Genomic DNA, 24,351 nt, shown 5'->3' on the forward strand with positions numbered 1-24,351 from the left:
TCGAACGGCGAGAAGCAATCCGGTTAACCAAGGGAGGAAACGCGAATGACGGCGATGACCAAACTGAAAGGGCTAGCGACAGCCGCAAGCTTCGCTGCCACACTACTGGTGGGAGGCGTGACCTATGCCTCTGCCGAAGAAGTGACGTTGACGATGGCGGTGCCGGATTGGCCCCCGACCCGCATTATGAAGAAGTTCTTCGACGAGCAGTACAAGCCGAAGTCTGGCAATACTGTGAAGCTCGATGTGGACTTCATTCCGTGGCCGGATTTCTACACCCGCGTCAACGCCTCGTTGACCTCGGGCGAAAAGAAGTACAACTTCATCGTGTCGGACTCGCAGTGGCTGGGCGCCTTCGTCGAAGGCGGCTACTTCCGCAAGATCAACGATCTCATCGATGCCGACCCGGAACTCAAGGCGACGATGGAGTCGATGCATCCCGCCGTGCTCAACGCCTACTCGACCTATCCCAACAGCACGCCGAACTACTACGGCTTCCCGCAGTTCCCGGACGTGCTGGTCACCTACGGCCGCAAGGACGTGCTCTGCAACAACGACGAGCAGGCCGCCTACAAGGCGAAGTACAATGAGAAGCTGCCCTGCACCGGCGAAGAAATCGACGCCATGGACTGGAACACGTTCGAGCATGTTGGCGAATTCTTCCAGCGCAAGAAGGGCGACAAGCTCGCCGGCCAGGTGCTGGATGACGATTTCTATGGCATCGCCTATCAGGCAGGCAAAGGCTACGACTTCTCGACGAGCTCGGTCCACACGTTCGTCTGGGAGCATGGCGGCGGCATCTGGGATGAAACCAAGGCCCCGACCGGACATGCCGAAGGCGTCGTAAACTCCCCGAAGTCCATTGAGGGCATGGAGCATTTCCTCAAATTGCTGAAGTTCATGCCGCCGGTGGTCAAGACCGGCACCATGGACATCTTCGTCTCGGACCAGTTGTTCCGTGAAGGCAAGGTGGCCATGAACATCGACTGGATCGGTCTCGCCGAAGCCTCGCTCGATCCCAAGACGTCGAAGGTTGCCGACAAGCTGGTGTTCGGATTGGCGCCAGGCCTGCGCGGTGCCGACGGCAAGGTGAATCGTACGTCACAGATCGGCGGACAGCCTTTCGTTCTCACCACCTGGACGACGCCTGAGCAAATCAAGGAAGCGGTTGGCTTCGTGAAGTGGTGGCTCTCGCCTGATATCCAGCACCAGTTCGCCGCCGGCGGCGGCCAGTCCGCGATCAAGTCGGTCTACAGCGATCCGAAGTATGTGACCTATCGTCCGTGGGACCGCGCCTGGGCGAACTCGCTCGACTGGCAGAAGGACATGTGGCACGTGCCGCAGTTCTTCGAACTGCTCACCCAGCAGCAGGACCAGTACGACCTAGCCATCACTGGCAAGCAGGACGCCAAGACCACCTTGGATAACATCGCCAAGTTCCAGGAGGACCTCCTGAAGAACGATGGTCTTATCCAGTAACCTTCCGACATAGCTGCGGGGAGCGGGCAAAAGCCGCTCCCCGTCATTGCCACTTCAGGCGCTCCATATTTCGGACTCCCATGACCGCTGTTTCAAGCACGCTGCTGACACCACGCCTTACCGCGGTTGTTGCCCACAACTGGAAACTCGCCATCGCTGTCGCTGTCGTCGTGTCGGCCATATCAATGGCGGGCTTGCCTGCGGCTGTCTCCTTCTGGGTGGTGGGCGCCGCGGTGGCGTTGGTCGCGGCCGCATTTACCGTCAACGCGTATCGCCGCCACTACTTCGGCGCCTTGCTGGTCGCTCCGGCAATCGCCGTTCTGTTTGTGATGAATATCTTCCCCCTGCTGTGGTCGCTGGGCCTTTCGTTCTTCGCCTACCAGGCAAACCAGCAGACGATCCGCTTCGTCGGACTTGGGAACTACATCCGGATCCTTACCAACGATCTCGCTGCTCACGCGACTTGGGGCGCGCTGATCAATACCGCCATGTTCGTCGTGTTCACCGTCTCCGCGCAGATGATCGTCGGCTTTCTGCTGGCCATCCTGTTCGCCAAGCAATTTCCGCTGCGCAAGTATTTGTTGATCCTGGTGCTGACACCGATGATGCTTTCGGTTGTCGCCTCTGGCGTGTTCTTCACCTACTACTATGACCCGACATTCGGGATTCTCAGCTACGTCATCAATTCCATCTCCGGCAACCAGTTCATCCTGATGAGCAACAAAGTCGGTGCCGTGGCGGGAATCGTTTTCGCCGACGCATGGATGTGGTCGCCCTTCGTCATGCTCCTTGTGCTGGCGGGCCTCGTCTCGGTGCCGAAATACCTTTACGAGGCCGCTGCCATCGACCGTATTTCCAGCTGGCGGCAATTCTGGATGATCACCTTCCCCTACATCCGCGGCCTTCTGATGTTGGCCCTTCTCTTCCGCACCATCGAGGCATTCAAGCTGGCGGATCTCGTCATCCTCCTCACCAAGGGCGGCAACGACACGCTGACGATCTCCTATCACTTGATCCGCATCGCCAACGAGCAGAACAAGACGAGTGAGGGCGCGTCGATCTCCTATCTGATGCTGTTCATGGTGATCGTTCTCACCAACCTCTACCTGTACCTCGCAAACCGCCGTACGCAGGGAGCCTAACCCGTGACCGAATCGATATTGGGAAAGCTCGGCTTCCGCAGGGCCAGCGGAGTAGACGAGGCCGGCTGGGGGCGGACGCTCGCCGTGGCCGTCGTCGCCTTTATCTATTTTCTGCCGGTGCTGTTCATCATATTCACCGCCTTCAAACCGCAGGGCGACGCGCTTCTGGTGCCTCCGACGCTGTCGCCCACGTCGCTGTTCGGCTTGATTCCGGATCATTTTGTGTTCAAGCCCACGCTCGAAAATTTTGGGTCCGTCTTTTCTCGCTCGATGACGTCGGGCGGTGCCCCGGAAGCGACAGGATTCGACCGTTATTTCTTCAACTCGATCTTCATCGCCTCGGCTTCGGTGCTGCTGGCGCTGGTCATCGGCACCCTGGCGGCCTTCGGCTTCTCGCGCTATCCGCTGAAAGGCAATGACACCTACCTGTTCATCATCCTGACCACGCGCATGCTGCCGGCGATTGTGGTGATCATTCCGGTGATCCTGATGTTCCGCGTAGTGGGCCTGTCGGGCTCGTATCTCGGCATCATCATGCTCTACACCGCCTTCAACCTGGCCTTCACCATCTGGATGATGAAGAGCTTCTTCGATGAATTGTCGCCAGACGTCGAGGATGCCGCCCGCCTCGACGGATCGTCCGGAATGCGGGTGTTCTTCAAGATTTGCCTGCCCCAGGTCATTGCCGGGCTCGCCGCCACGTTCGTGTTCGGCCTGATCCTCACCTGGAACGAGTTCCTCTTCGCCCTCTTGCTCTCGGGGCCCGACACGAGGACGGTCCCGGTCGCCATGAACCAGGCCGTGTCGTCGGGTGGACGCGGCACCGACTGGACTTTGCTTGCCGCCATCGAAACCCTGTTCCTCGTCCCAGTCTTCCTGGTCACCTTCTTCTTGCAAAACCATCTGTTGCGCGGTGTTACCTTCGGCACGGTGAAGCGCTGAGATGTCAACCATCGAACTCCGCAAAGTCACCAAGCGCTTCGGCTCCTTCACCGCGGTCAAGGACGTTGACCTGTCGGTGGCCGCCGGTGAGGTCGTCTGCCTTCTCGGCCCGTCCGGCTGTGGCAAGACGACGACCTTACGCGTCATCGCCGGGCTGGAAAGCGTCACTGACGGCGAGGTCGTCGTCGCCGGCAAGGTGATGAACAAACTGCCGCCCGAAAAGCGCGACATCGCCATGGTGTTCCAGTTCTACGCGCTCTACCCGTCGGCATCGATCGCCGAGAACATCGCCTTCCCGCTCTATCATGACGGCATTTCCGGGGCTGAGCGGACTGCCCGCGTCAACCGCGTCGCCGCGATCCTTCACTTGGAGCACGTTCTCGACCGGCTGCCGAACCAGATATCCGAGGGCGAAAAGCAGCGCGCCGCCATGGCCCGCGCCATCGTCCGCGACCCCAATTGCTTCCTCTTCGACGAGCCCTTGTCGCGTCTCGATGTCGAACTGCGCCAAACCATGCGTGGCCAGATCAAGGAAGTGCTGCAGGGCCTCTCCAAAGCGACCGTGATCGTGACCCATGACCAGCTCGAAGCGCTCACCATGGCCAACCGCATCGCCATCATGAAGGACGGCCTGATCGAGCAAGTCGGGTCACCGCACGAGGTATTTGCCAAGCCCGCCAATGCTTTCGTGGCGAGCTTCATCGGCACGCCGCAGATGAATCTTCTCGAGGCCGACCTCAAGGCCTTCGCCGATGGCACGGCGGACATGACCGTGGCCGGCATTAGTCTGGCGATCCGCACGGACGCGGCGGTCGCGCGCCTGCAGCCCGGCAAGGTGACGATCGGTGTCCGCCCCCGTGCTTTCACCGTGACCGATACGGGGGACCGTGGCACCATCTCCGCCAGAGCCGAGCTCATCGAGCCCATGGGCGCCGAAACCCTTATTCATGCCCGCACGGCGGCAGGCGCCGACATCCGCGTCGTGGTGACGAGAAGCCAGTGGGTCAAGGTCGGCGAGGCGCTGAATCTACGCCCCGATCCCAGGCAAACCCATGTCTTCGATGGCGCCGGAAAGGCGGTGCGGTCATGAGCGACAGTTCTTCCGGCATGAGCCGCGCCGGCGCGTTCCGCCTCGAGCTCTTCATCATTGGCCTCGGCGTCTTGGCGCTGGTGCTGATCTTTCAACCCTTTTCCATCGGCCTGTACGCGGTCGGCAGCGGTCTCGTGGTGCTTGCCGGGCTCATCAACAACCTGCTGCCGTTGGCCCAGCCGGGCGTCAAGGTGCGCAGTGTGGTGACCGTAGCGCTGGTCGTGGCGCTGGTCTTCTGCATTGCGCTGCTGGTATCGATCACGGCGGCGCATCTCTACGGCGTCTTCTTCCTCAATCCACCGGACCCCAACACTCTCGCCGGCAAGGCGCAGCTCGCCACGCCGCCTTTCTACAAGCAGGCTTTCGTGTGGGAAATCGCCGCCGCGGCGGTGATTCTCGCGCTGATCGTCACCGCTCTCAACAAGACAGCGCGATGATCAGCAGCTGACGCTATCCGGCAGGTCGCGCTCGCGCCCGTCCGCGACGGTCGGTGTGCGTCGCCCTCTCAACTCTCACGCCGTCATCCTCCGGCTTGACCGGAGGACCCGACGCCGAGATCAAGGATCGTGTCGACCGCGCCGCCAAAACACTCAGGATCGAACATCTGCTCGACCGCAAGACCGATCGTCTGTCCGGCGGCGAGATGCAGCGCGTTTCGATCGGCCGCGCCATCGTGCGCAAGCCGCGCGTGTTCCTGATTGACGAACCGCTGTCGGCGCTCGACGCCAAACTGCGCGAGGCGCTGCGCACGGAACTGAAGAACCTGAAGATCCAGCTTGGCGCCACCTTCCTGTTCGTCACCCACGACCAGATCGAGGCGATGTCGATGGGCGACAAGGTGGGCGTGCTGAACCATGGCCGCATCGTCCAGACCGGCACGCTGCACGAGATCTACAACAATCCGCGCGACACCTATGTGGCGAGCTTTGTCGGCTCGCCGCCGATGAACCTCATCGACGGCCGGTTGATCAACAACCGCGCGGTGATGGCGCCGACGAATTTCGAGCTGCCGCTTTCAGCAGGAGCCAAGGGTTTTGGAGGGGCGAAGACTGGTGCGGCAACGGAAGGGCGCCCGCTCGTCTTCGGCATCCGTCCCGAGGACGTCTATCTCGAGAGCGGCGCGCCGGTCGAGGCGCGCGTCTACGATGTCGAGAACCATGGCGTGGAAAAGATCCTGACTCTGCGGGTCGGCGACGCCACGCTGCGCGCTACCGTGCCGGCGCGGACCGATGTGGCGATCGAGCAATCGGTGCGCTTTGCCTGGAACGCGGACAAGGTGGTGCTGTTCGACAAGGCAGCGGCGTGAGCTTGCGGCACGCCGGATAGGCTCTCCTGCAGACTCCCGCCGGCGCCAATCCGCCCGCGAAAATCTGCAGGCGATCGTCCAGCTATTTCTGGAAGTAGGTCTCGTAAGGCGTATCGTTGATCAGCAGGATCACGCACTCCATCTCTGAGAGGCAGGCGTCGTCGTGCATCTCGTTGGCCTTCTGGGTCCAGTAGGATCCCGGCGGCAATTCGACCTTCGTCGCTTCGTCGCCGTCCATTTGCCAATGCGCCCACAGTCCCTTGATGACCACCGCGCGATAGTCGGCGGTGTGCGCATGAACCGGCGCGCGCCAGTTGCCGGGAACTTTCAGCAAGGTGCCCGCCGGGCCTTTGGCCCGGTCACCCCACAACGGGCCAAGGCGATGCGGCTGGTCTGGCACTTCGGCGACATAGGGGATCTTGTCGGCCGGGAGATAGCTGTCCTCGAGGTCAAAGGCGCGAGCGGGAAAGACGCAAGAAACGGCGAGCGCCAGAAACGCGCCGTCTTCGGCCGCCTGGTGGTCGACAATGCCGGTGTGGCCAGCGCCTTCGCCTATTGTGGCGCTGCGACCTTGCTGGCGGCGATCGTTGTGTTCGCGCGCGGCCCTAAGCGCGTCGAATAGCCGATAGCCATCCTTGGCTGAAGCAGCGGGCCCGAGAACTATCAAGGTTTTCGGGGCGTTGCTTTTGTGGTGAGAGGCCACCGTAGGGTCAGACCGCGCGGCCGTCGAAGTCGAAGACCGGCAGGCCGGTGGGATCGAAATCGGCGACGCAGTTGAGGTTGATGTAGGCGCTGCGTTCGCTGCCCTGACTGACATCCTCGGCAAAGGGATGGATGCCGCAGGTGCGGCAGAAGCGATGCGCCATTGCATGATTGCCGAATGTGTAGGTGCCGAGATCGTCGCCCCACGCCAGCACCGTCAGGCTGTCATGCGGGATGGCGGCCAACAGCGCGCCCTTGCGCGAGCAGATCGAACAATTGCACCGCACGGCGCCGGTCAGCTGCGCCTTGAATTCGAACGCAACCTTGCCGCAGTGGCAGCTACCTTTGTACAGCATCAGTCCCTTCCTATCGCTGGCAGGTGCAAAGGCACGCTGGCCGGGGTATCCCTTTCGCAGGCCAAACCGGCGCCTGCCTTAAAGACGCTCCACCTTGACGGAATCCCACATCGACATGCAATCAATCCGCGACCGTCTCGAAATCATCCTGTCACGTCTTGCCAATCGTGAGGCGGACGAGAAGGTCTACACCAAACTCTATGCCGAAGCCGCGCGCGCCGCGGCCGATGCCAGCGACGCCCGCAAACGGGCCGGCGTGTCGCTTGGGCCGCTCGACGGCACCATCGTCTCGATCAAGGATCTGTTCGATGTCGCCGGCGAGCCGACCACGGCCGGTTCGCTGATGCTGAGGAACACCGCGCCTCGTCGACACGATGCGGCAATCGTCAGCCGTCTGCGCCAAGCTGGCACGGTCATCATCGGGATGACCAACATGACCGAATTCGCCTTCACCGCCATCGGCGACAACATGCACTACGGCACACCGGGCAATGCCGCCGACGCCAGCCGCATCCCGGGCGGCTCGTCGTCCGGCGCCGGTGTGTCCGTGGGCGAGGGGACGAGCGACATCGCCATCGGCTCCGACACGGGCGGCTCGGTGCGCATCCCGGCATCGCTGAACGGTGTCGTCGGTTTCAAGCCGACGGCGCGGCGCGTGCCTTTGACCGGCGCCTATCCCTTGTCGGCGACACTGGATTCGATCGGGCCGCTGGCACGCAGCGTTGCCGAATGTGCGCTTGCTGACGCCGCGATGGCCGGCGAGCAGATGCCGCAACTGCACCTGCCGTTAGCGCTTGCCGGGCTTCGTGTCGGCATTCCGCGCGGCCTGCTTTTCGAAGACACGGAAACGGAGGTTGCCGCCGCGTTCGATCGCAGCCTTGCCGGGATCGAGCAGGCAGGCGCGTGGCTGACGGACATTTCGATCGACGACCTCATTGCCGATCTGCGCCTGGCCACCAAACGCGGCTCGATCGCGGCCATGGAAGGTGCTGAAATCCATGCCGACTGGCTGGCGACGGGCGCATCGGTGCCGGTCGATCCCCATGTCAGCGGGCCGCTGTCGCGGGCGGCGGCCATACCGACGCCGGTTTATATCAGGGCAATGCGTCGTCGCGCGGCACTGTGCATAGCCATGGACGAGCGCTTGGGTTCGGTCGATGTGCTGGCTCTGCCGACCACGCCGGTGACAGCGCCGACTATCGTTTCGATGGCCGAGGATACGGCTCTGCGTGAACGCACCGAAGGTCTGCTGCTGCGCAACACGCAGGTCGCCAACCAGTTCGACCTCTGCGCGATCTCGCTGCCGATGCCCGGCATGACGCTGCCGGCCGGGCTGATGCTGGTGGCGCGCAATGGCCATGACCACCATCTGCTGCGCATCGCGGCTGAAATCGAGCGGCTGCTTGGTCGGTAATAGTCAACCCGACGAGCAGTGCTTGCGTTCGCTGTCCTTGGCGGTGCGCAGGATGCCCGTCGCGAACAATGTCGGCACGTCGTGCTGCTTGCCGTTGAAGCTGTGTGGCCGGTTCTCGATTGTTCCTGTGACAACGAGCTTGCCGGCATAGAGCTTGTCGGAAAGGTCAAGCGCCTTGTCCTGCTGCGGCAAACCGTCGATGTCGACCCACACACCCTTGACGACCTTTCCGGTGGCGAGGTCGAGCGCGCTGGTAGAAGGGCAGGGCGCCATCACGCAGCGCAGGCCGTTGTCGCAAGGCACGTAGCTGCTTTCGGCCTGAGCCTCGGCTGGCGGCACGCTTGTACCGGCAATCAGAAGAAGAACTCTCACGACGCTCTTGACCATGTCGGCGAAGGTCGACGGCAAATCCGCGAAAATTGAGGCGGCTCGCAGAAACGTCAGTCGGCAGGAAACCGCCGGCGGTAATGCTCGACCACGTCGGGATTGCGCAGATTGACAGGCAGCCGGTTGGCCAGCACCAGCAAGGTCTCGCCGGCAGCACCCACCCCCATGCGCATCATCGATTGCTCGGTGATCCCCGCCATATGCGGGGTGACGATGACATTGTCGAAACCGAAATAGGGATGGTTTGCCGGCAGCGGCTGCGTGGCAAAGACGTCGAGTGCGGCGCCGCCGATCCGGTCTTGGCGCAAGGCCTCGATCAGCGCCTCGTCATCGATCACCGGCCCGCGCGAAATGTTGATCAAAAGCGCGTCCGGCTTCATGCGGGCGATGCGTTCGCGGCTGATCAAGCCGCGCGTCTCTTCCGTCAGCGGGCAGCAGAGCACGATGATGTCGCTCTGTTCGATCAGCGCATCGATCGACAGGAAGCCGATCCTGTCGGGTGCCGGCTGCATGCTGCGGGTCGTCGCCACGACGTCGAGGCCAAAGCCGTGCGCGGCGATATGGGCGACTGCCTGACCGATGGCGCCGAAGCCGATGATGCCGATGGTCTTGCCGGCAAGCTCGCTGGCATGGCTGGCGTGGTCGCGGCCGGCATTCCAGCCCTTGGCGCGCAAGTCGCGGTCGACCGAACGGAAGCGCCGAAGCAGGGCAAGGGCCGCGAACATCACATATTCAGCGACCGAACGCGCATTGACCGCCGGCACGTTGGCGACCAGCACGCCGGCCGCGGCCGCGGCCTCCATCGGCACCATGTCGAGCCCGGCGCCGTGGCGGACCGCGGCTCTGAGTTTCGTGGCGTTTTCGAACAGCGACGGCGGCAGCGGTGCGCGAACGATGATGACGTCGGCATGCTTCGCCTCGGCGGTCAGCGTTGCCGCATCGAGCGCTGAGGCGACGACGAGTTCACCGGCGCCCGCCAGCATTGCGGAGGCACGCGGATGCAGCGTGTGCGTCGACAGGATTCTGGGCATGGGGCTCTCGTGTTTGTCGCAAGGGAAAGCGCTGCGCGCTTTCCCGGGAAAACCGTTTCACACTTTTCCTGGAATTGCTCTAGGCTTTCTCAAATGCCAGGCTTTGCGCTTGCGCCTCGCGGCCCTCGATGATCCCCTTCCAGTAGCTTTCCGCGCCTTGCAGGTGGGCGCTCATCAGCGCCTGGGCGAGATTGCCGTCGCGACGCAGCAGCGCCTCGTAGATCTGGATATGCTCGGCATGCGAGCGCACTGAGCGCTCGGGATCGTTGAAGTAGATCGGCAGCCGCTGCTCGCCCATCAGGTAATAGACGCTGCAGATATTGTGGAAGACGCCGTTCTTGGTCGCCCGCACGATTTCGAGGTGGAATTCGCGGTCTTCCTTGGCGAGGCCTTCGCCGGCGGCGATGCACTCCTCCGAGGCTTTCAGGATCTCCCGCAGGCGTTCGAAATTCTCTTCGGTGGCACGCGAACAGGCAAGTTCGGCGGCCTTGATCTCGTGGATCTTGCGCAGTTCGACGGTCTCGTAGATCTGCACCGGATCGAGCGGCAGGCCCGCGCGGGCGAAAAGAGCCAAGGCTTCTACACTGGCCTGCCTGGTGTCGACATAGATGCCGGATTTGGCGCGGCGCTCGACGATGCGCATGGCCTCCAGAATGGCCAGCGCCTCGCGGATCTGGCCGCGGCTGACACCGAAATGCTCCGCCAGCTCGCGCTCCGAGGGCGTGCGGCCGCTCTCCTTGTCCGAATGGGCGAACAGATAGGCGGCGAGTTCGGCGAGAAGGTTCTTTTCTTTCATCGTCAACCGCGTTGCGCGTGCGCCTCCAGGAACCGCTCCGAAATGGTGAATCCCAGACCCGGCTTTTCAGGGATCGCTATCATACCGTCCCTTGCTTCGACAGTCTCTTCGATAAGATCGTGGATCATGGGGTTGGCGCCGAGCGAATATTCGACAGTAAAACTGGCAGGCGAGGCCGCACAAACATGCAGGCCGGCGAAAAAGCATGGCGCGCCGGCCCACAGATGCGGGGCAAAGCGCAGATTGAAGGCACTGGCGATGGTGCCGATCTTCATCGCCTCGCTGATACCGCCGCAAAAGGCCGGATCCGGCTGGAAGATGTCGGCGGATTTCAGCACCGCGAGATCGCGGAAAGCGTAGCGCGTCGCTTCGCTTTCGCCGGTGGCGATCGGGATCGAGCCCGAGGCGCGCACCTCGGCCATACCAGCCTTGTCGTCGGCGATAACAGGCTCCTCGAACCAGGCGAGGTCGAGATCGCTGGCCAGGCTGATGAAGCGCTTGGCCTCGGCCACCGTATAGGTGCCGTGCGCGTCGACCATCAACTCGACGTCAGGACCGAGCGCCTGCCGTGCGGCGCGGACGCGGGCGGCGGAAATGTGCGGGGCGCCGTCCATGGCGCCGACGCGCATCTTCAGCGCCCTGAAGCCGCCTTTGGCGATGTAGGATTTGAGCTGCTCGCCGATAGTGTCGGCGGCAGCCCAGCCGCCGGAGGCGTAGGCCGGCATGCGGTCGAGCTTGCGGCCGCCGATGAGCCGCCACACCGGCTGTCCCAACGACTTCCCCAGAATATCCCAGAGCGCGATATCGACGGCGCTGATTGCCGCAATGCTCATGCCGCGCCGCGCCAGCTGCGGCATGGCATGGCCGGCGCGCGCGGCACTGTCATGGCGCACGCCGTTGTAGAGCATCTCCCAGATCATGCCGATGTCGGCGGGGTCGCGGCCGATCAGCTGCGGCCCGACCTCGTGATTCAGCATGTAGACCAGCGCACCATAGCTGCCGGCGCTGCCGGCGGCGTTCTTGCCCTCGCCCCAGCCGATCAGCCCGTCGTCAGTCTCAATGCGCAGGATGGCGGCGTCGAACGTCGTCACCTGGCCAAAGTCGCTGCGATGCTGCTTCGCGGCCTCAATCGGCACGCGGACCCACCACGCCTGGACCGTTTTGATGCGCATCCCGATCGGCTACTTGATCAGCGGCAGCAGCGTTTCGGCCGTGATGCGCATCTGGTCGGTGTAGAATTTCTCCGTCAGCACGCTGGAGCCGTGATCCTGGATGAACTTCAGCTGTTCGGGAGAAATGTCGACCGGATTCCGGTCGACCATGTCGGGATAGGGCGCGGCGGGTGTGCGGTCGACGGGCGCGACGAATTCGTTGGTCAGCGCGCCGTCATAGCCGACTTCCTTCAGCGTCTGCACGATCCGTGGCCAATCGATCTGGCCAAGGCCGGCGGCAAAGCGGTTGTTGTCGGCGACGTGGAAGTCGAACAGCCGTTTGCCGACCTGACGGATCGCGTCATGGACGTTAAATTCTTCCATATGGATGTGATAGGCGTCGAGGCAGACGCCGCATTCGGGGCTGACCGCATCGGCCAGGGCCAACGCCTGCGCGCCGCGGTTGAACAGATAGGTCTCGAAGCGGTTGAGCGGCTCGACCGCGATCTTGACGCCGACCTTCTTGGCATGGGTGAAGCATTCGCGGGTGGCGTCGACCACCCACTTCCATTCCTCTTCCTCGGTGCCGTCCGGCACCACTTTGCCGACGGTCGCGGGCACCAGCGTTATGATCTCGCCATCAAGTTCGCTGACCATGGTCAGCACGTCCTTGACGTACTGCACCGAGCGTTCGCGCTGGCCCTGGTCCCTGGCGGCAAGGTTGCGTTCGCCCAGCATCAGCGTCACCGACCCCCAGCAGCGGATGCCGTATTCTTTCAGCAGCGCGCGGGTCTCCTTGGTCTTGTATTGCTCGGGCTCGCCGGAAATCTCGATCGACTCGTAGCCGAATTTCTTGATGCGCTTCAGCGTCACCTCCAACGGTTCCGCGCGCATCCAGTTGTGCGTCGAAAGATGCATGGTCTATCCTTCCCAGAATTCGTCTGTGCCAGTTCGCCTGCGACGCGCCCCACAAGGCGCGTCGCGTGTTTCCTCCCCAAGGCGCTCCAGCGTTTTTGCGCAACTGGTTCGACCAATTGGGCCCTAATGGAGGTCTACAGCAATTTTTGTCGCGCGGCAAGAACCGCCGCCATGCGATATCGACATCTGTGTACCGTATTGATTATGCTGGTATATATCGCCAAAAATGGAATGCCCTGGCAGCTTTGCGCGTGAGTCAAATGGCTTGACCCATTTTCGGTATTTGGTAATACCAGAATGCCGATACGAGAATGCACATCACGAGAGACCAAAGAGGCTGGCCCTGCTTTCATCAGACGCTATGCTTGGTCCTTGGAAAAATGAATTGGGAGGATGCCGATGCCGTCGACAATGAAGGGTCCGGGGCTGTTTCTGGCGCAGTTCGCGGGGGATACCGCGCCGTTCAATTCGCTGGCCTCGATCACCAAATGGGCGGCCGGTCTCGGTTACAAGGGCGTGCAGATCCCGACCTGGGATGCACGCCTGTTCGACCTCAAGAAGGCGGCATCTTCCAAGACCTATTGCGACGAGGTGAAAGGCGTCTGCACTGATGCCGGCGTCGAGATCACCGAACTGTCGACGCATCTTCAAGGGCAGCTGGTGGCGGTGCACCCGGCCTATGATGCCCAGTTCGACGGCTTTGCACCGCCTGCGGTGCACAACAACCCCAAGGCCAGGCAGAAATGGGCGGTCGAACAGATGGAGTTCGGCGCCAAGGCCTCGAAGAATCTTGGCCTGAAAGCCTCGGTGACGTTTTCCGGCGCCCTAGCTTTCCCGTACCTCTATCCCTGGCCACAGCGGCCGGCCGGGCTGATCGAGGAGGCCTTCGCCGAGCTCGGCACACGCTGGAAGCCGATCCTGGACGTCTATGACGAAAACGGCGTCGATGTCGGCTACGAGATCCATCCTGGCGAGGACATCTTCGACGGCGCAACCTTCGAGATGTTCCTAGATGCGGTTGGCGGTCACAAGCGCTGCAACATCAACTACGACCCGTCGCATTTCCTTTTGCAGCAGCTCGACTATCTCGAATTCATCGACATCTATCACGAGCGGATCAAGGCCTTCCATGCCAAGGATGCCGAGTTCAATCCGACGGGGCGGCAAGGCGTCTATTCCGGCTATCAGAGCTGGACCAATCGCGCGGGGCGATTCCGCTCGCTTGGCGACGGGCAGGTCGATTTCGGCGGCATCTTCTCCAAGCTTACCCAGTATGGCTACGATTCCTGGGCGGTGCTGGAGTGGGAGTGTTGCCTCAAGCATCCGGAGGACGGCGCGGCCGAAGGCGCGCCCTTCATCCAGCACCACATTATCCGGGTGACGGAAAAGGCCTTTGATGATTTCGCCGGCGGCACCACCGACAAGAAGATGCTGCGCGCCATGATGGGTATTTGACACAAGCAGGAGAAAGACATGGTCGGCGCATCGAAGTCGGAAGCGGGGGGCGGCCCGATCCGCTATGGTATGGTCGGCGGCGGCCAAGGCGCCTTCATCGGCGCGGTGCACCGGATCGCGGCGCGCATGGACAANCCGCTATGGTATGGTCGGCGGCGGCCAAGGCGCCTTCATCGGCGCGGTGCACCGGATCGCGGCGCGCATGGACAATGACTTCGTGCTGGTGGCCGGCGCCCTGTCGGCCAATCCCGAGCGCGCCAAGGCTTCCGCCGCCGAACTCGGTCTCGACCCGGCGCGCAGCTACGCCTCCTATGCCGAGATGGCCAAGGCCGAGGCCAAGCGCCCGGACGGCATCGAGGCGGTGGCGATCGTCACCCCCAACAATGTGCACGTGCCGGCGGCCAAGGTCTTCCTCGAGGCGGGCATCCACGTCATCTGCGACAAGCCGCTGGCGACGACTTTGGCCGAGGCCAAGAAGCTCGCGGCCGTGGTTGAAAAGACCGGCAAGGTGTTCGTGCTGACGCACAATTACACTGCCTATCCGATGATCCGGCAGGCGCGCGAGATGGTGGCCAAGGGGCAGCTTGGCGACATCCGCATCGTTCAGTCCGAGTACCCGCAGGACTGGCTGACCGAGGATCTTGCCGCCACCGGCCAGAAGCAGGCGGCGTGGCGCTCCGACCCCAAGCAGGCGGGCGCGGGCGGCGCGCTCGGCGACATCGGCACCCATGCCTACAATCTGGCGCGCTTCGTCTCGGGTCTGGAGCTCGATTCCCTGTCGGCCGATCTCGACGCTTTCGTGCCGGGGCGACTGCTCGACGACAATGTCAATGTCATGCTGCGCTTCAAGCCGGTCGGCAAGGTGCATCCGGCCAAGGGCATGATCTGGGCGAGCCAGGTGGCGCCGGGCCACGAGAACGGGCTGAAGCTGCGCATCTATGGCTCTAAAGGCGGGCTGGAATGGGTGCAGGCCGATCCGAACTATCTCTGGTACACGCCGTTTGGCCAGCCCAAGCAGCTGCTCACCCGCAACGGCGCCGGCGCGCTGCCAGTTGCGGGACGCGTCAGCCGCGTTCCGTCTGGCCATCCGGAAGGCTATCTCGAAGGCTTCGCCAACATCTACCAGGAGGCGGCGCGGGCGATCCGCGCGGCACGCAAGAAGGGCGGCAAGCCGGGCAAGGACGTGGTGTTCCCGACCATCCAGGACGGCGTCGAAGGTATGGCGTTCATCGAGGCCTGCGTGAAGTCATCGAAGAAGAACGGGGCGTGGACGAAACTTTAGGGAGCGCCGGCGCCAAGTCTCTTCTCCCTTCGGGGAGAAGGTGGCCGCGAAGCGGCCGAATGAGGGCGCATGGTGCGAGGTGCGAAAGAAACCAGCGCGCGCCGTCAAACGAGGAGGGGCTGTCGATGAAAATCGGCATGTGCATGTTTTTGTGGACGACTTCCGTGTCTAAGAAACACGAGAAGTTGCTGCGCGACATCAAGGCGACCGGCTTCGACGGCGTCGAGATACCGATCTTCTCAGGCACGCCAGAGGACTACAAGAAGCTTGGCGATCTGCTCGACCGCATCGGGTTGGAGCGCACGGCTGTCACGGCGATGGGCGACCCGGCGATGAATCTGATCTCGCCGGATGCCGCGACCCGCAAGGCCGGCATCGGCTACATGAAATGGGCGATCGATTGCGCCCAGGCGCTCGGCGCGAGTACGCTGAGCGGGCCGCTGCATTCGACGCTCGGCGCCTTCTCCGGCAGCGGGCCGACCGCTGCCGAGAAGAAGCGCTCGATCGCCTCGCAGCGCGCCATTGGCGATCATGCCGGCAAGCGGAACGTTACCATCGGGTTGGAGGCGCTCAACCGTTTCGAGTGCTATCTGCTGAACACGATGGCCGATCTGTCCGAGCACGTCGATGCCATCGACCGGCCGCACATCAAGGCGATGTACGACACCTTCCACGCCAATATCGAGGAAGCCGACCCGATCGGCGCCTACATGAAGCACCGGCGGAATGTCGTGCACATCCACATTTCGGAGAACGATCGCGGCGTGCCGGGGCGCGGGAACATTCCGTGGAAAGAGACTTTCGCGGCCATCCGCAAGAGCGGCTATGACGACTGGCTGACGATCGAGGCGTTTGGCAGATCGCTGAAGGATCTGGCGGCGGCGACCAAGGTGTGGCGGGATTTTTCCGAGACGCCGGAGGCAGTTTATCGCGAGGGATACAGGCATATCAGGGATGGGTGGAAGCGGGCGGCTTAGCCGCTCACTTCCTCATCCACGGGCGGAGCGGGAGCGCAGCGGACGCGGAGACCCGAGGACCCATGCCGCGACTGTCGCGCGCCGCAGCGGTGCAGGTAGGAGATGCGAATGGACGCCTCTTTTTGCACCGCTGGATTCTAGCGCAGACGTCACCGAATGAAACCTCGGGTCTGCGCCGCGTCGCTTCGCTCCTTGCTCCGCCCGTGGATGAGGAAGCGACGGGCCTTTTCGCAAATCGCCGAGGTATGCGATCTGCCTTAACTCGGCACTTATCGCTCCACCAAATTTTTCGGATGTCTTACCCCACCTCGATCACAGCCTTGATCAACCCCGATTTCTCATGCGCCCAGCGGGCGAGATCATCCGGCGTGCCGGCCAGCGTGGTGCGGTGGGTGACGAGTTTTGCCAGAGGCACGGCGCCGTTGCGTATCGAGGCGGCGACGTGGTCGAAATCGACTTTCAGCGCGTTGCGGCTGCCGATCAATGTCATTTCGCGCTTGTGGAATTCCGGATCGGAAAAGACGATGTCGTCCTTGACGACGCTGACCAGCACGAGCGTGCCACCATGCGCGACATGGGCGAAGGCCGACTGCACCGAGGCGGTGTTGCCGGTGGCGTCGAAGACGACGTCGAACCCTTCGCCGCCGGTTGCGTCGCGCACCAGTTCGGCTGCCGCTTTTTGTGAACCGTCGAGCGTGGCGAAGCCGAGTTCGCCTTTTGCAAAATCCAGCCGCTCCGTGCTCATGTCGAGCAGGCTGACATCGAGCCCGGCGATGCGCGCAAACAGCGCTGCGCCAAGGCCGATCGGCCCGGCGCCGATGACCAACGTGCGGGCGCCTGGTTCGGCGCGGGCACGCCGCACGGCATGCGCGCCGATGGCGAGGAATTCCACCGCCGCCGCGTCGGCCAGCGACAAGCCGTTTGCTGGATAGAGATTCCGTGCCGGCACCAGGATCTGCTCGGCCATGGCGCCGTCGCGATGCACGCCAAGCACTTCGATCCTGACGCAGCAATTCGGCTTGCCGTGCCGGCAGGCGATGCATTTTCCGCAAGCGAGATAGGGATTGATGATGACGGGCTCGCCCACGGCAAGGTCGACATCTTCGCCGGTCTCGACGACGGTGCCCGACACTTCGTGGCCCATGATGCGGGGATAGGCGAGGAACGGGTGCTTGCCTTCGAAGATGTGGTAGTCGGTGCCGCAGATGCCGACATGGCTGACGGCGACCAGCGCCCAGCCGGCAAGCGGCGCTCCTGGCGCCGGCCGGTCTTCCAGGACAAGCTCGCCGGGCGAGCGGCAGACAACAGCTTTCATTCGGCAATTCCAGTGTTCAAAAAGGCGCCGGTCCGTTGTTGAGCGGACCGACACGGAAGGTCAGGGAGGATTACTTGCCGCGACGGCGCAGGCCGTCGAAATAGACGATGATGATGATCAACGCGCCGGTGATGATGCGCTGCCAGAACGAGTTGACATTGAGCAGATTGGCGCCGTTGTTGATGGTGGCCAGGATGAAGGCGCCGAGCAGCGGGCCATGCACCGAGCCGACGGCGCCGAACAGCGAAGTGCCGCCGATCACCGATGAGGCGATCGCCTGCAACTCCCAACCTTCCGCCTGGGTCGGGTTGCCGATGCCGATGCGCGCCGCCAGCAGCACGCCGACGAAGGCCGCGCACAGGCCCGACAGCGTGTAGGCCATGTAGATGGTGCGCTGGACATTGACGCCCGAGAGGCGCGAGGCCTCGGCATTGGATCCCACAGAGAAGAGATAGCGGCCCCAGCGGCTGTGGTGCAGGAAGATGTAGGCCGGGATACCGACCAGGATCACCATCCAGAACAGATTGGGGATGCCGACAAAGGAACTGCGCGAGAAGGCCGTGAAGCTGTCGCTGTTGATGTTGATCGAATTGCCGTTGGTCATCAACAGGCCGATGCCGCGCAACGAGGTCAGCGTCGCCAGCGTGATGATGAAGGGCGGCAGGCCCATCTTGACGATGCCGAAGCCATGGAACAGGCCGATGGCAACGCCGACCAGCAGCGTCACCAGAATGGCGACCCAGATCGGGAAGCCGGCATTGATCATCATGGCGACAATGACGGTGGCGAAGCCGACCACGGCGCCGACCGAGAGGTCGATGCCGCCGGTGATGATGACGAAGGTCTGGCCGACCGCCATGATGGCGATCATCGAGCCCTGCCGCAAAAGATTGGCGATGTTGTTGGAGGAGGCGAAGCTCGGCGTCGCCACCGACAGCACGATCCAGAGCAGAACCAGCAACGCCAGAAGCGTCAGCCCGAACAGGACGTTGTAGTTCCGTTTCGGTTTTTCGATCGCGGCGGTTTCGATGCTCATGGTTCCTCCCGTTTCTCGTTTTGTCAGCCGATCGCCTGCGTCAGCACGTCTTCGTGGCTGGCGGCGCGAAAGCCATGGCTGGCGACCAGTTTGCCGCGCCGGAACACGTGCAGCGTATCGGCGAGCTCATAAACCTCGGGCAGATAGGACGAGATCAGGATGATGCCGGCGCCCTTGGACAACAGTTCCCCGAACAGGCGGTAGATCTCGGCCTTGGTGCCGACATCGACGCCGACCGTAGGCTCGTCGAAGATGAACAGCTTAGCGCCGTGCGCCAGCCATTTGCCGATGACGATCTTCTGCTGGTTGCCGCCGGACAGGCTGGAGGCCAGGGCGCCGCGTGTTTGCGTTTTGATGCGGAGGCCGGCGATCTGGCGATCGGCTTCAGCCTTTTCCTTCGTGTTCGAAATCAGCAGGTTGTTGGAGATGCGCTTGTAGATCGGCAGGTTGAGGTTGAGGCCGACCGGCAGGTTCAGGCACAGGCCCTGGTCGCGGCGGCTTTCTGGCGCCAGCGCCATGCCGAGCTTGATCGCGTCGTGCTCGGAATTGATGTGGACCGGCTTGCCTTGCCAAAGGACCTGTCCGGCCGACTTCTTGTGGCGGCCATAGAGCGTGGTGACGAACTCGCTCCGCCCGGCGCCGATCAGGCCATAGAGCCCGACGATCTCGCCGGCGCGCACCGTCATCGAGACGTCTTCGAAACCCTTGCCCGACAGGTTTTTCGCTTCAACGATCACGGCACCGGGGGTGAAATGCTCCTTGTGATAGACTTGCTCGATCGAGCGGTTGATCATCATCTTGACCAGCTCGGCGTCATTGGTCTCGGCAATGTTGCGAGTGCCGACCAGCGTGCCGTCGCGCAGCACCGAGACGCGATCGGCGAGTTCGAACACCTCTTCCATGCGATGGCTGATGTAGATGATGGTGACGCCTTCGCCCTTGAGCCTGCGGATCAGCGTGAACAGCTGGTCGGCTTCCTTGCGGGTGAGATAGGCGGTCGGCTCGTCGAAGATGAGGAATTTGGTGCCGCGCACGGTGGCGCGGGCGGCGGCGATCAGCTGCTGCTGGCCGATGGTGAGGTCACCCAGCATGACATGCGCCGGCAGGTCGAAGCCGAGACCGTCGATGATCTTCTGCGCTTCCTTGACCATGGCGCGCTGCTGCAGGATGCCGAAGCGCGAGTTCTCCTCGCCGAGGAACATGTTGGCGGCGACGGTGAGATGGCGACAGAGCACGACCTCCTGATGCACGGCGTTGATGCCCAGCGCCATTGCCTCGTGCGGGGTTGCCAGCGCTGCCGGCTTGCCCTCCCAGATGACATCGCCGGAGGTGCGCGGCATGACGCCGGTCAGAAGCTTGATCAAGGTGGATTTGCCGGCGCCGTTCTCGCCGACGATGGCGTGGATCTCACCTGCCTTGAAGGCAAGGTGAACGGGCTTCAACGCATGCGTGCCGGGATAGCGCTTTTCCAGTCCGTGCAGTTCGAGGATCGTCCTGCCGGGCGCTAGCGTTGGGGCCGGGTGCAGTTCCTGCGCCGTGGGCGTCATGACAATCCTCCCAGGTTGGCCTTACGGTTGGCACGTCGCGATGCAGTCAGCCACATCGCCGAGGTAATTCAAGCCGGTGGATATTCAAGCCGGTATCGAATGTTTCCGAGGCGCGAGGCCCCGGAAACGATTTTTGCCTGACGGGCTCAGAGCTTCGGGTTGAGCAGGGCGTCGATCTTGGGGTCTTTCATGTTTGCCTTGGTCACCAGGTTGGCGCCGGTGTCGACATTGGCCTCGACCTTCTCGCCCTTCGAGGCGGCGAGCGCGGTCTTGATGCCGTCATAGCCCATCCGGTACGGATCCTGGACGACGAGCGCGGAAATGACGCCGTCATTGAGGAACTTGATCAGCTTCTCGTCGCTGTCGAAGCCGACCAGCGCCAGCTTGCCGCCAAGGTTGTTCTCGGCGACTGCCTGACCGACGCCCTGCGCCATGATCAGGTTGGACGCGAAGATGCCCTTGAGGTTCGGGTTGGCGGTGATCAGGTCGGTGGCGATGTTGAGACCGGTCGTTGCCTGGCCGTCGGCATATTTGTCGGCGACGAGCTTCAGCCCCGGATATTTCGCGGCCAGCTGCTCGGTGAAGCCCTGCTTGCGCTGCTCCAGCGAACCGGCGCCCGGCGCGTTGGTGATCAGGGCGACGTCGCCCTCGATCTTGCCGCCATTGGCTTCGCCGATGGCTGCTGCAAGACCGTCAGCGGCGACGCGACCGCCCTGCACATTGTCGGTGGTCAGGAACGAGGTGAACGCCTTGGAGTCGGCGCCGGAGTCGATGCCGATGACCTTGACCTTGCTGGCCGCTTCATCGATCGGCTTGCCAAGCGCCTTGAATTCGGTCGGCGCGATGACGATCGCGGCCGGGTTGCCCGCGACGGCATTCTCGAGGATCGAGACCTGGCCGTTGACGTCGGTTTCAGCCTGGGCGCCGAGTTCGGGTACGTTGACGCCGAGATCCTTGCCGGCCTTGCGGGCGCCGGCCAGGACGATCTGCCAGTAGAAGGACGTGGTGTCCTTGACGATGATCGGAATGGTCACGTCCGCCGCCGAAACCGGCGCCGTGTGCAGCGTGCCGGCAAGCATCGAGGCGGCAGCTAGTGCCATCAGTGAGCGGCGGTTGAGAATGCTGGTCACGAATTTCATTAGGAATCCTCCCTAGATCGCCCGGTGAAGGTTACGGAAGCTCCATTTGGATAGGCGCGGCCCAAACAGAACTTTATCAATAAAAAACAGTTGCCGCTTTTTGATAGTGCATCGGTCCGGCCGACGCAAGCGGTGTTTCATATCGGCCTGCGCATGGCTTGGCGGGGAAACCTCCCTGCCGATCCTTAGTGCCACGTCCAGACGCTCCCGATCCTCCTTGATCATCATGGAATATTAATTCCACCGTCGAGTCAATATGGAATATTTATTCCTTCTTGAGAACCGTGATCGTGGCGTTTCGTCAGCCGAGCTCCTGCACGATGGTGTAGGGAGCGTAGCGGGCGAATTCCGCTTGCGGCACCTGGACGTCGAACAGGTCGAGGTTGCGCGTCAGGTTGGCGGGCTTGGCCGTTCCGGTCAGCACGCTGGCCACGACAGGCTCCTGCAGCGGAAACTGCAATGCAGCCGCCGCCAGCGGATATCCGCCCTCATCAGCGATTTTCTCCATCGCCCCGACACGATCGAGTATGTCCTGCGTCGCCGGCAGATAATCGAAATGCGCGCCATGCACCGGTCCGGTTGCCAGGATGCCGGAGTTGAAGACGCCGCCGATGATCAGCGAAGTCTGTCGCTCACGACACAGCGGCAGCAACTCGGCTTCAGCCGAGCGGTCGAGCAGCGAATAGCGGCTGGCCAGCAGGATNAGGATGCAGTCGAGCGGCGCTTCGCGCAGCACGTCGAGGCAGATCTGCACCTCGTTGACGCCGAGCCCACAGGCGGAAATCACGCCGGACGTTTTAAGCTCTTCCAGCGCCTTCAAGCCGCCGTCCATCAGCTGGCGAAAGTGCAGCTTCGTCCTCTCGACGCCATGTGTGTAGGTGCCGATGTCGTGCACAAACAGGATGTCTATCCGGTTCAGCCCGAGCCGGGCATAGGAGAACTCGACCGAGCGCATGATGCCGTCGTACGAGTAGTCGTAGTCGAGCGCGAAAGGCAGCGGGTCGACATAGGAATGATCGGGAACCTGGTCTTTCGGCACCGGGCGGAACAGGCGGCCGACCTTGGTCGACAGCACATAGGAATCCCTCGGCTTGTAGCGCAGGAAATCGCCGGTCCGCCGCTCCGACAGGCCGAAGCCATAGAAGGGCGCGGTGTCGAAATAGCGCAGGCCGGCATCCCAGGCTGTCTGCAGCGTCTCCATCGCCGCTTCGCGCGGACAGGCCCGGTAGAGCCCGCCGATCGCCGCTCCGCCGAAGCTTATCTCAGTGACCTCGAGCACAGTCGTGCCGATGCGGCGTTTGTCCATCCAAAGCCTCCCCTTGTGGGCAGTCGTTGCAGCCCGCTTTTTTCGTCGGTGGTTAGAGCGTCGCGCCGAGGTGCCACGGCACGAACTCGTTGTCGCCGTAGCCGAACGCCTCGCTCTTGGTCTTGCGGCCCGATGCCGTCTCGACGATGAGTTCGAAGAGTTCCCGGCCCATGCCGGCGATGGTCTTCTCACCCGAAGCGATGACACCGCAATTGACGTCCATGTCCTCTTCCATCTGGTGGTACATGGTCGAGTTGGTGGCGACCTTGATCGACGGCGTCGGCCGGCAGCCGAAGCAGGAGCCGCGGCCGGTGGTGAAGACGATGATGTTGGCGCCGCCCGCCACCTGACCGGTCGCCGAGACCGGGTCGTAACCGGGCGTGTCCATGAACACCAGGCCACTGCCGGTGACCTTTTCGGCATAACCGAAGACGCCGTTGAGCGGAGTCTGGCCGCCCTTGGCGACGGCGCCCAGCGACTTTTCCAGAATGGTGGTCAGGCCGCCGCGTTTGTTGCCGGGCGAGGGGTTGTTGTCGATCGAAGCGCCGTGCTTGGCAACGTGGTCTTCCCACCATTTGACGAAACCGTCGAGTTTCTTGGCGATCTCCGGCGTTGCCGCGCGATAGGCGAGCAGATGTTCGGCGCCATAGATCTCCGTCGTCTCCGACAGGATTCCGATGCCGCCGACGCCGGCCAGGATGTCGACCGCCGCTCCCAGCGCGGGATTGGCGGTGATGCCCGACATGCCGTCGGAACCGCCGCATTGCAGGCCGACGACGATCTCCGAGACCGGGATCGGCTCGCGCTGATACTGGCCGACTTCCTCGGCGATTTCGGCGAGCACGCCCATCGCCTTTGCGACCGATTTGCGCGAACCGCCGGCGTCCTGGATGTTGAAATGGCGTTTTCCCGCCGCCGCACCCTTCTGGCCGTAAAGGGTGAGCTGGTTGACCTCGCAGCCGAGGCCGACCATCAACGCGCCGCCGAAATTCGGATGGCGGGTGTAACCGGCGAGCGTGCGGTGCAGTACCATCATGCCGTCGCCGGTACCGCTCATGCCGCAGCCCTGGCCATGGACGATCGGGACGAAGCCGTCGATCCCCGGATATTTCGGCAACAGCACGCGGTTGGCCTCGTCGGCAATGGCGTGGCAGACGGTGGCCGAGCAATTGACGCTGGCGATGATGCCGATGAAGTTGCGCGTGCCGGCACGGCCATCGGCGCGACGATAGCCCATGAATGTCCGGGCGCGGTCAGCTTCGGTGGCATGCTCCGCTTCGCTCGGCGGCACCACCGGCAGACGGCCGGACTCGAAGACCAGATTGTGCGAATGGACGTGGTCGCCGGGCGCGATGTCCTGGGTGGCGCGGCCGATGGCCTGGGCATACTTGACCACCGCCTCGCCGGCGGCGATAGGCTTGATCGCCACCTTGTGGCCGGGCTCGATCAAGGCCGTGGCGACGGCGCCGCCGGGCAGAGGGGTGCCGATCTCGATGCGGCCATTGGCGACCGCGACATTGTCGGCGGGGGACAGAAGAATGCTGTTCGAGGCGTTCACGGGCAGTTTCCTGGGTCTGTTC

The 24,351-nt window shown here is 62.9% G+C and carries 22 protein-coding genes and 1 pseudogene; 10 read left to right on the forward strand and 13 right to left on the reverse strand.

Features of this window, described 5'->3' with window-relative positions; all coding sequences use genetic code 11:
* Positions 1–45: 45 nt before the first annotated feature.
* From X728_RS152850 to X728_RS01000000166760, 6 genes and pseudogenes are all read left to right on the forward strand, one after another.
* Entirely contained in the window at positions 46–1,479 is a 1,434-nt protein-coding gene (locus tag X728_RS152850) for an ABC transporter substrate-binding protein (protein WP_023728574.1), read from the forward strand.
* A gap of 80 nt (positions 1,480–1,559) precedes the next feature.
* Positions 1,560–2,621, forward strand: coding sequence for a sugar ABC transporter permease (locus X728_RS0135175; protein WP_023835039.1), 1,062 nt, complete (start codon positions 1,560–1,562; stop codon positions 2,619–2,621).
* 3 nt (positions 2,622–2,624) lie between these two features.
* On the forward strand, positions 2,625–3,563 hold the full coding sequence (locus tag X728_RS152845) for a carbohydrate ABC transporter permease (RefSeq protein WP_023728572.1): 939 nt from the start codon (positions 2,625–2,627) through the stop codon (positions 3,561–3,563).
* 1 nt (position 3,564) lies between these two features.
* Positions 3,565–4,653 carry an ABC transporter ATP-binding protein gene (locus tag X728_RS152840; protein WP_023733630.1) on the forward strand — a complete coding sequence of 363 codons (1,089 nt, stop codon included), beginning with the start codon at positions 3,565–3,567 and terminating at the stop codon, positions 4,651–4,653.
* Positions 4,650–5,090: a hypothetical protein gene (locus tag X728_RS152835; protein WP_023728570.1), complete on the forward strand. Its 441-nt coding sequence runs from the start codon at positions 4,650–4,652 to the stop codon at positions 5,088–5,090. The genes X728_RS152840 and X728_RS152835 overlap by 4 nt, the downstream gene beginning before the upstream one ends.
* A 116-nt stretch (positions 5,091–5,206) precedes the next feature.
* Positions 5,207–5,979, forward strand: a pseudogene (locus X728_RS01000000166760) (ABC transporter ATP-binding protein); the annotation flags it as partial.
* Between the two features lie 62 nt (positions 5,980–6,041).
* Here the strand turns inward: X728_RS01000000166760 and X728_RS0135185 are convergent.
* Positions 6,042–6,452, reverse strand: coding sequence for a DUF4437 domain-containing protein (locus X728_RS0135185; RefSeq protein ID WP_031195482.1), 411 nt, complete (start codon positions 6,450–6,452; stop codon positions 6,042–6,044).
* 217 nt (positions 6,453–6,669) lie between these two features.
* Positions 6,670–7,017 carry a GFA family protein gene (locus X728_RS152830; RefSeq protein WP_023669842.1) on the reverse strand — a complete coding sequence of 116 codons (348 nt, stop codon included), beginning with the start codon at positions 7,015–7,017 and terminating at the stop codon, positions 6,670–6,672.
* Between the two features lie 115 nt (positions 7,018–7,132).
* Here X728_RS152830 and X728_RS152825 point away from each other — a divergent pair, with 115 nt between their 5' ends.
* A complete protein-coding gene (locus X728_RS152825) occupies positions 7,133–8,431 on the forward strand; it encodes an amidase (RefSeq protein WP_023714139.1) in 1,299 nt (432 codons plus the stop codon).
* A 3-nt stretch (positions 8,432–8,434) separates the two neighbouring features.
* Here X728_RS152825 and X728_RS152820 read toward each other — a convergent pair whose 3' ends face one another.
* The 5 genes from X728_RS152820 to X728_RS152800 all read right to left on the reverse strand — a co-directional run bounded on the left by X728_RS152820 (position 8,435) and on the right by X728_RS152800 (position 12,714).
* Entirely contained in the window at positions 8,435–8,803 is a 369-nt protein-coding gene (locus tag X728_RS152820) for a hypothetical protein (protein WP_245263082.1), read from the reverse strand.
* A 68-nt stretch (positions 8,804–8,871) separates the two neighbouring features.
* Entirely contained in the window at positions 8,872–9,849 is a 978-nt protein-coding gene (locus tag X728_RS152815) for an NAD(P)-dependent oxidoreductase (protein ID WP_023831612.1), read from the reverse strand.
* Positions 9,850–9,928: 79 nt separating this feature from the next.
* Positions 9,929–10,645: a FadR/GntR family transcriptional regulator gene (locus tag X728_RS152810; RefSeq protein WP_023683008.1), complete on the reverse strand. Its 717-nt coding sequence runs from the start codon at positions 10,643–10,645 to the stop codon at positions 9,929–9,931.
* Positions 10,646–10,647: 2 nt separating this feature from the next.
* Entirely contained in the window at positions 10,648–11,817 is a 1,170-nt protein-coding gene (locus X728_RS152805; RefSeq protein WP_023831613.1) for a mandelate racemase/muconate lactonizing enzyme family protein, read from the reverse strand.
* A 9-nt stretch (positions 11,818–11,826) separates the two neighbouring features.
* Positions 11,827–12,714: a sugar phosphate isomerase/epimerase gene (locus tag X728_RS152800; protein WP_023669836.1), complete on the reverse strand. Its 888-nt coding sequence runs from the start codon at positions 12,712–12,714 to the stop codon at positions 11,827–11,829.
* A 399-nt stretch (positions 12,715–13,113) separates the two neighbouring features.
* Here X728_RS152800 and X728_RS152795 point away from each other — a divergent pair, with 399 nt between their 5' ends.
* The 3 genes from X728_RS152795 to X728_RS152790 all read left to right on the forward strand — a co-directional run bounded on the left by X728_RS152795 (position 13,114) and on the right by X728_RS152790 (position 16,428).
* On the forward strand, positions 13,114–14,169 hold the full coding sequence (locus X728_RS152795; RefSeq protein WP_023740803.1) for a sugar phosphate isomerase/epimerase: 1,056 nt from the start codon (positions 13,114–13,116) through the stop codon (positions 14,167–14,169).
* A gap of 145 nt (positions 14,170–14,314) precedes the next feature.
* Positions 14,315–15,451, forward strand: a complete 1,137-nt coding sequence (locus tag X728_RS16035) for a Gfo/Idh/MocA family oxidoreductase (protein ID WP_050589904.1) — start codon at positions 14,315–14,317, stop codon at positions 15,449–15,451.
* A gap of 125 nt (positions 15,452–15,576) precedes the next feature.
* Positions 15,577–16,428: a sugar phosphate isomerase/epimerase gene (locus tag X728_RS152790; RefSeq protein WP_023831615.1), complete on the forward strand. Its 852-nt coding sequence runs from the start codon at positions 15,577–15,579 to the stop codon at positions 16,426–16,428.
* Between the two features lie 298 nt (positions 16,429–16,726).
* On the opposite strand, the gene X728_RS152785 is transcribed toward X728_RS152790, so the two are convergent.
* From X728_RS152785 to X728_RS152755, 6 genes are all read right to left on the reverse strand, one after another.
* Positions 16,727–17,743, reverse strand: coding sequence for a zinc-binding alcohol dehydrogenase family protein (locus X728_RS152785; RefSeq protein WP_023831616.1), 1,017 nt, complete (start codon positions 17,741–17,743; stop codon positions 16,727–16,729).
* A 70-nt stretch (positions 17,744–17,813) separates the two neighbouring features.
* Positions 17,814–18,779 (reverse strand): ABC transporter permease, encoded by a 966-nt coding sequence (locus X728_RS152780; RefSeq protein WP_023669818.1) that lies wholly within the window; start codon positions 18,777–18,779, stop codon positions 17,814–17,816.
* A gap of 23 nt (positions 18,780–18,802) precedes the next feature.
* Positions 18,803–20,326 carry a sugar ABC transporter ATP-binding protein gene (locus X728_RS152775; RefSeq protein ID WP_031195487.1) on the reverse strand — a complete coding sequence of 508 codons (1,524 nt, stop codon included), beginning with the start codon at positions 20,324–20,326 and terminating at the stop codon, positions 18,803–18,805.
* 146 nt (positions 20,327–20,472) lie between these two features.
* Positions 20,473–21,465, reverse strand: coding sequence for an ABC transporter substrate-binding protein (locus X728_RS152770; protein ID WP_023744071.1), 993 nt, complete (start codon positions 21,463–21,465; stop codon positions 20,473–20,475).
* A 301-nt stretch (positions 21,466–21,766) separates the two neighbouring features.
* Positions 21,767–22,771 carry an aldo/keto reductase gene (locus tag X728_RS152760; RefSeq protein ID WP_023831618.1) on the reverse strand — a complete coding sequence of 335 codons (1,005 nt, stop codon included), beginning with the start codon at positions 22,769–22,771 and terminating at the stop codon, positions 21,767–21,769.
* Positions 22,772–22,823: 52 nt separating this feature from the next.
* Positions 22,824–24,329, reverse strand: coding sequence for an altronate dehydratase family protein (locus X728_RS152755; RefSeq protein WP_023728563.1), 1,506 nt, complete (start codon positions 24,327–24,329; stop codon positions 22,824–22,826).
* Between the last annotated feature and the right edge of the window lie 22 nt (positions 24,330–24,351).

Origin of the sequence: Mesorhizobium sp. L103C119B0, from assembly GCF_000502235.1 — a bacterium.
Classification (GTDB): Bacteria; Pseudomonadota; Alphaproteobacteria; order Rhizobiales; family Rhizobiaceae; genus Mesorhizobium.

What these genes read in the sequence shown, in the direction of transcription:
- X728_RS152825 (WP_023714139.1), top strand. Translation starts at nt 7,133, where the DNA reads ATGCAATCAATCCGCGACCGTCTCGAAATCATCCTGTCACGTCTTGCC.
- X728_RS16035 (WP_050589904.1), top strand. Translation starts at nt 14,315, where the DNA reads ATGGTCGGCGGCGGCCAAGGCGCCTTCATCGGCGCGGTGCACCGGATC.
- X728_RS152770 (WP_023744071.1), bottom strand. Translation starts at nt 21,465, where the DNA reads ATGAAATTCGTGACCAGCATTCTCAACCGCCGCTCACTGATGGCACTA.
- X728_RS152805 (WP_023831613.1), bottom strand. Translation starts at nt 11,817, where the DNA reads ATGCGCATCAAAACGGTCCAGGCGTGGTGGGTCCGCGTGCCGATTGAG.
- X728_RS152850 (WP_023728574.1), top strand. Translation starts at nt 46, where the DNA reads ATGACGGCGATGACCAAACTGAAAGGGCTAGCGACAGCCGCAAGCTTC.
- X728_RS152795 (WP_023740803.1), top strand. Translation starts at nt 13,114, where the DNA reads ATGCCGTCGACAATGAAGGGTCCGGGGCTGTTTCTGGCGCAGTTCGCG.
- X728_RS152790 (WP_023831615.1), top strand. Translation starts at nt 15,577, where the DNA reads ATGAAAATCGGCATGTGCATGTTTTTGTGGACGACTTCCGTGTCTAAG.
- X728_RS152840 (WP_023733630.1), top strand. Translation starts at nt 3,565, where the DNA reads ATGTCAACCATCGAACTCCGCAAAGTCACCAAGCGCTTCGGCTCCTTC.
- X728_RS0135175 (WP_023835039.1), top strand. Translation starts at nt 1,560, where the DNA reads ATGACCGCTGTTTCAAGCACGCTGCTGACACCACGCCTTACCGCGGTT.
- X728_RS152775 (WP_031195487.1), bottom strand. Translation starts at nt 20,326, where the DNA reads ATGACGCCCACGGCGCAGGAACTGCACCCGGCCCCAACGCTAGCGCCC.
- X728_RS152815 (WP_023831612.1), bottom strand. Translation starts at nt 9,849, where the DNA reads ATGCCCAGAATCCTGTCGACGCACACGCTGCATCCGCGTGCCTCCGCA.
- X728_RS152830 (WP_023669842.1), bottom strand. Translation starts at nt 7,017, where the DNA reads ATGCTGTACAAAGGTAGCTGCCACTGCGGCAAGGTTGCGTTCGAATTC.
- X728_RS152810 (WP_023683008.1), bottom strand. Translation starts at nt 10,645, where the DNA reads ATGAAAGAAAAGAACCTTCTCGCCGAACTCGCCGCCTATCTGTTCGCC.
- X728_RS152785 (WP_023831616.1), bottom strand. Translation starts at nt 17,743, where the DNA reads ATGAAAGCTGTTGTCTGCCGCTCGCCCGGCGAGCTTGTCCTGGAAGAC.
- X728_RS152800 (WP_023669836.1), bottom strand. Translation starts at nt 12,714, where the DNA reads ATGCATCTTTCGACGCACAACTGGATGCGCGCGGAACCGTTGGAGGTG.
- X728_RS152780 (WP_023669818.1), bottom strand. Translation starts at nt 18,779, where the DNA reads ATGAGCATCGAAACCGCCGCGATCGAAAAACCGAAACGGAACTACAAC.
- X728_RS152835 (WP_023728570.1), top strand. Translation starts at nt 4,650, where the DNA reads ATGAGCGACAGTTCTTCCGGCATGAGCCGCGCCGGCGCGTTCCGCCTC.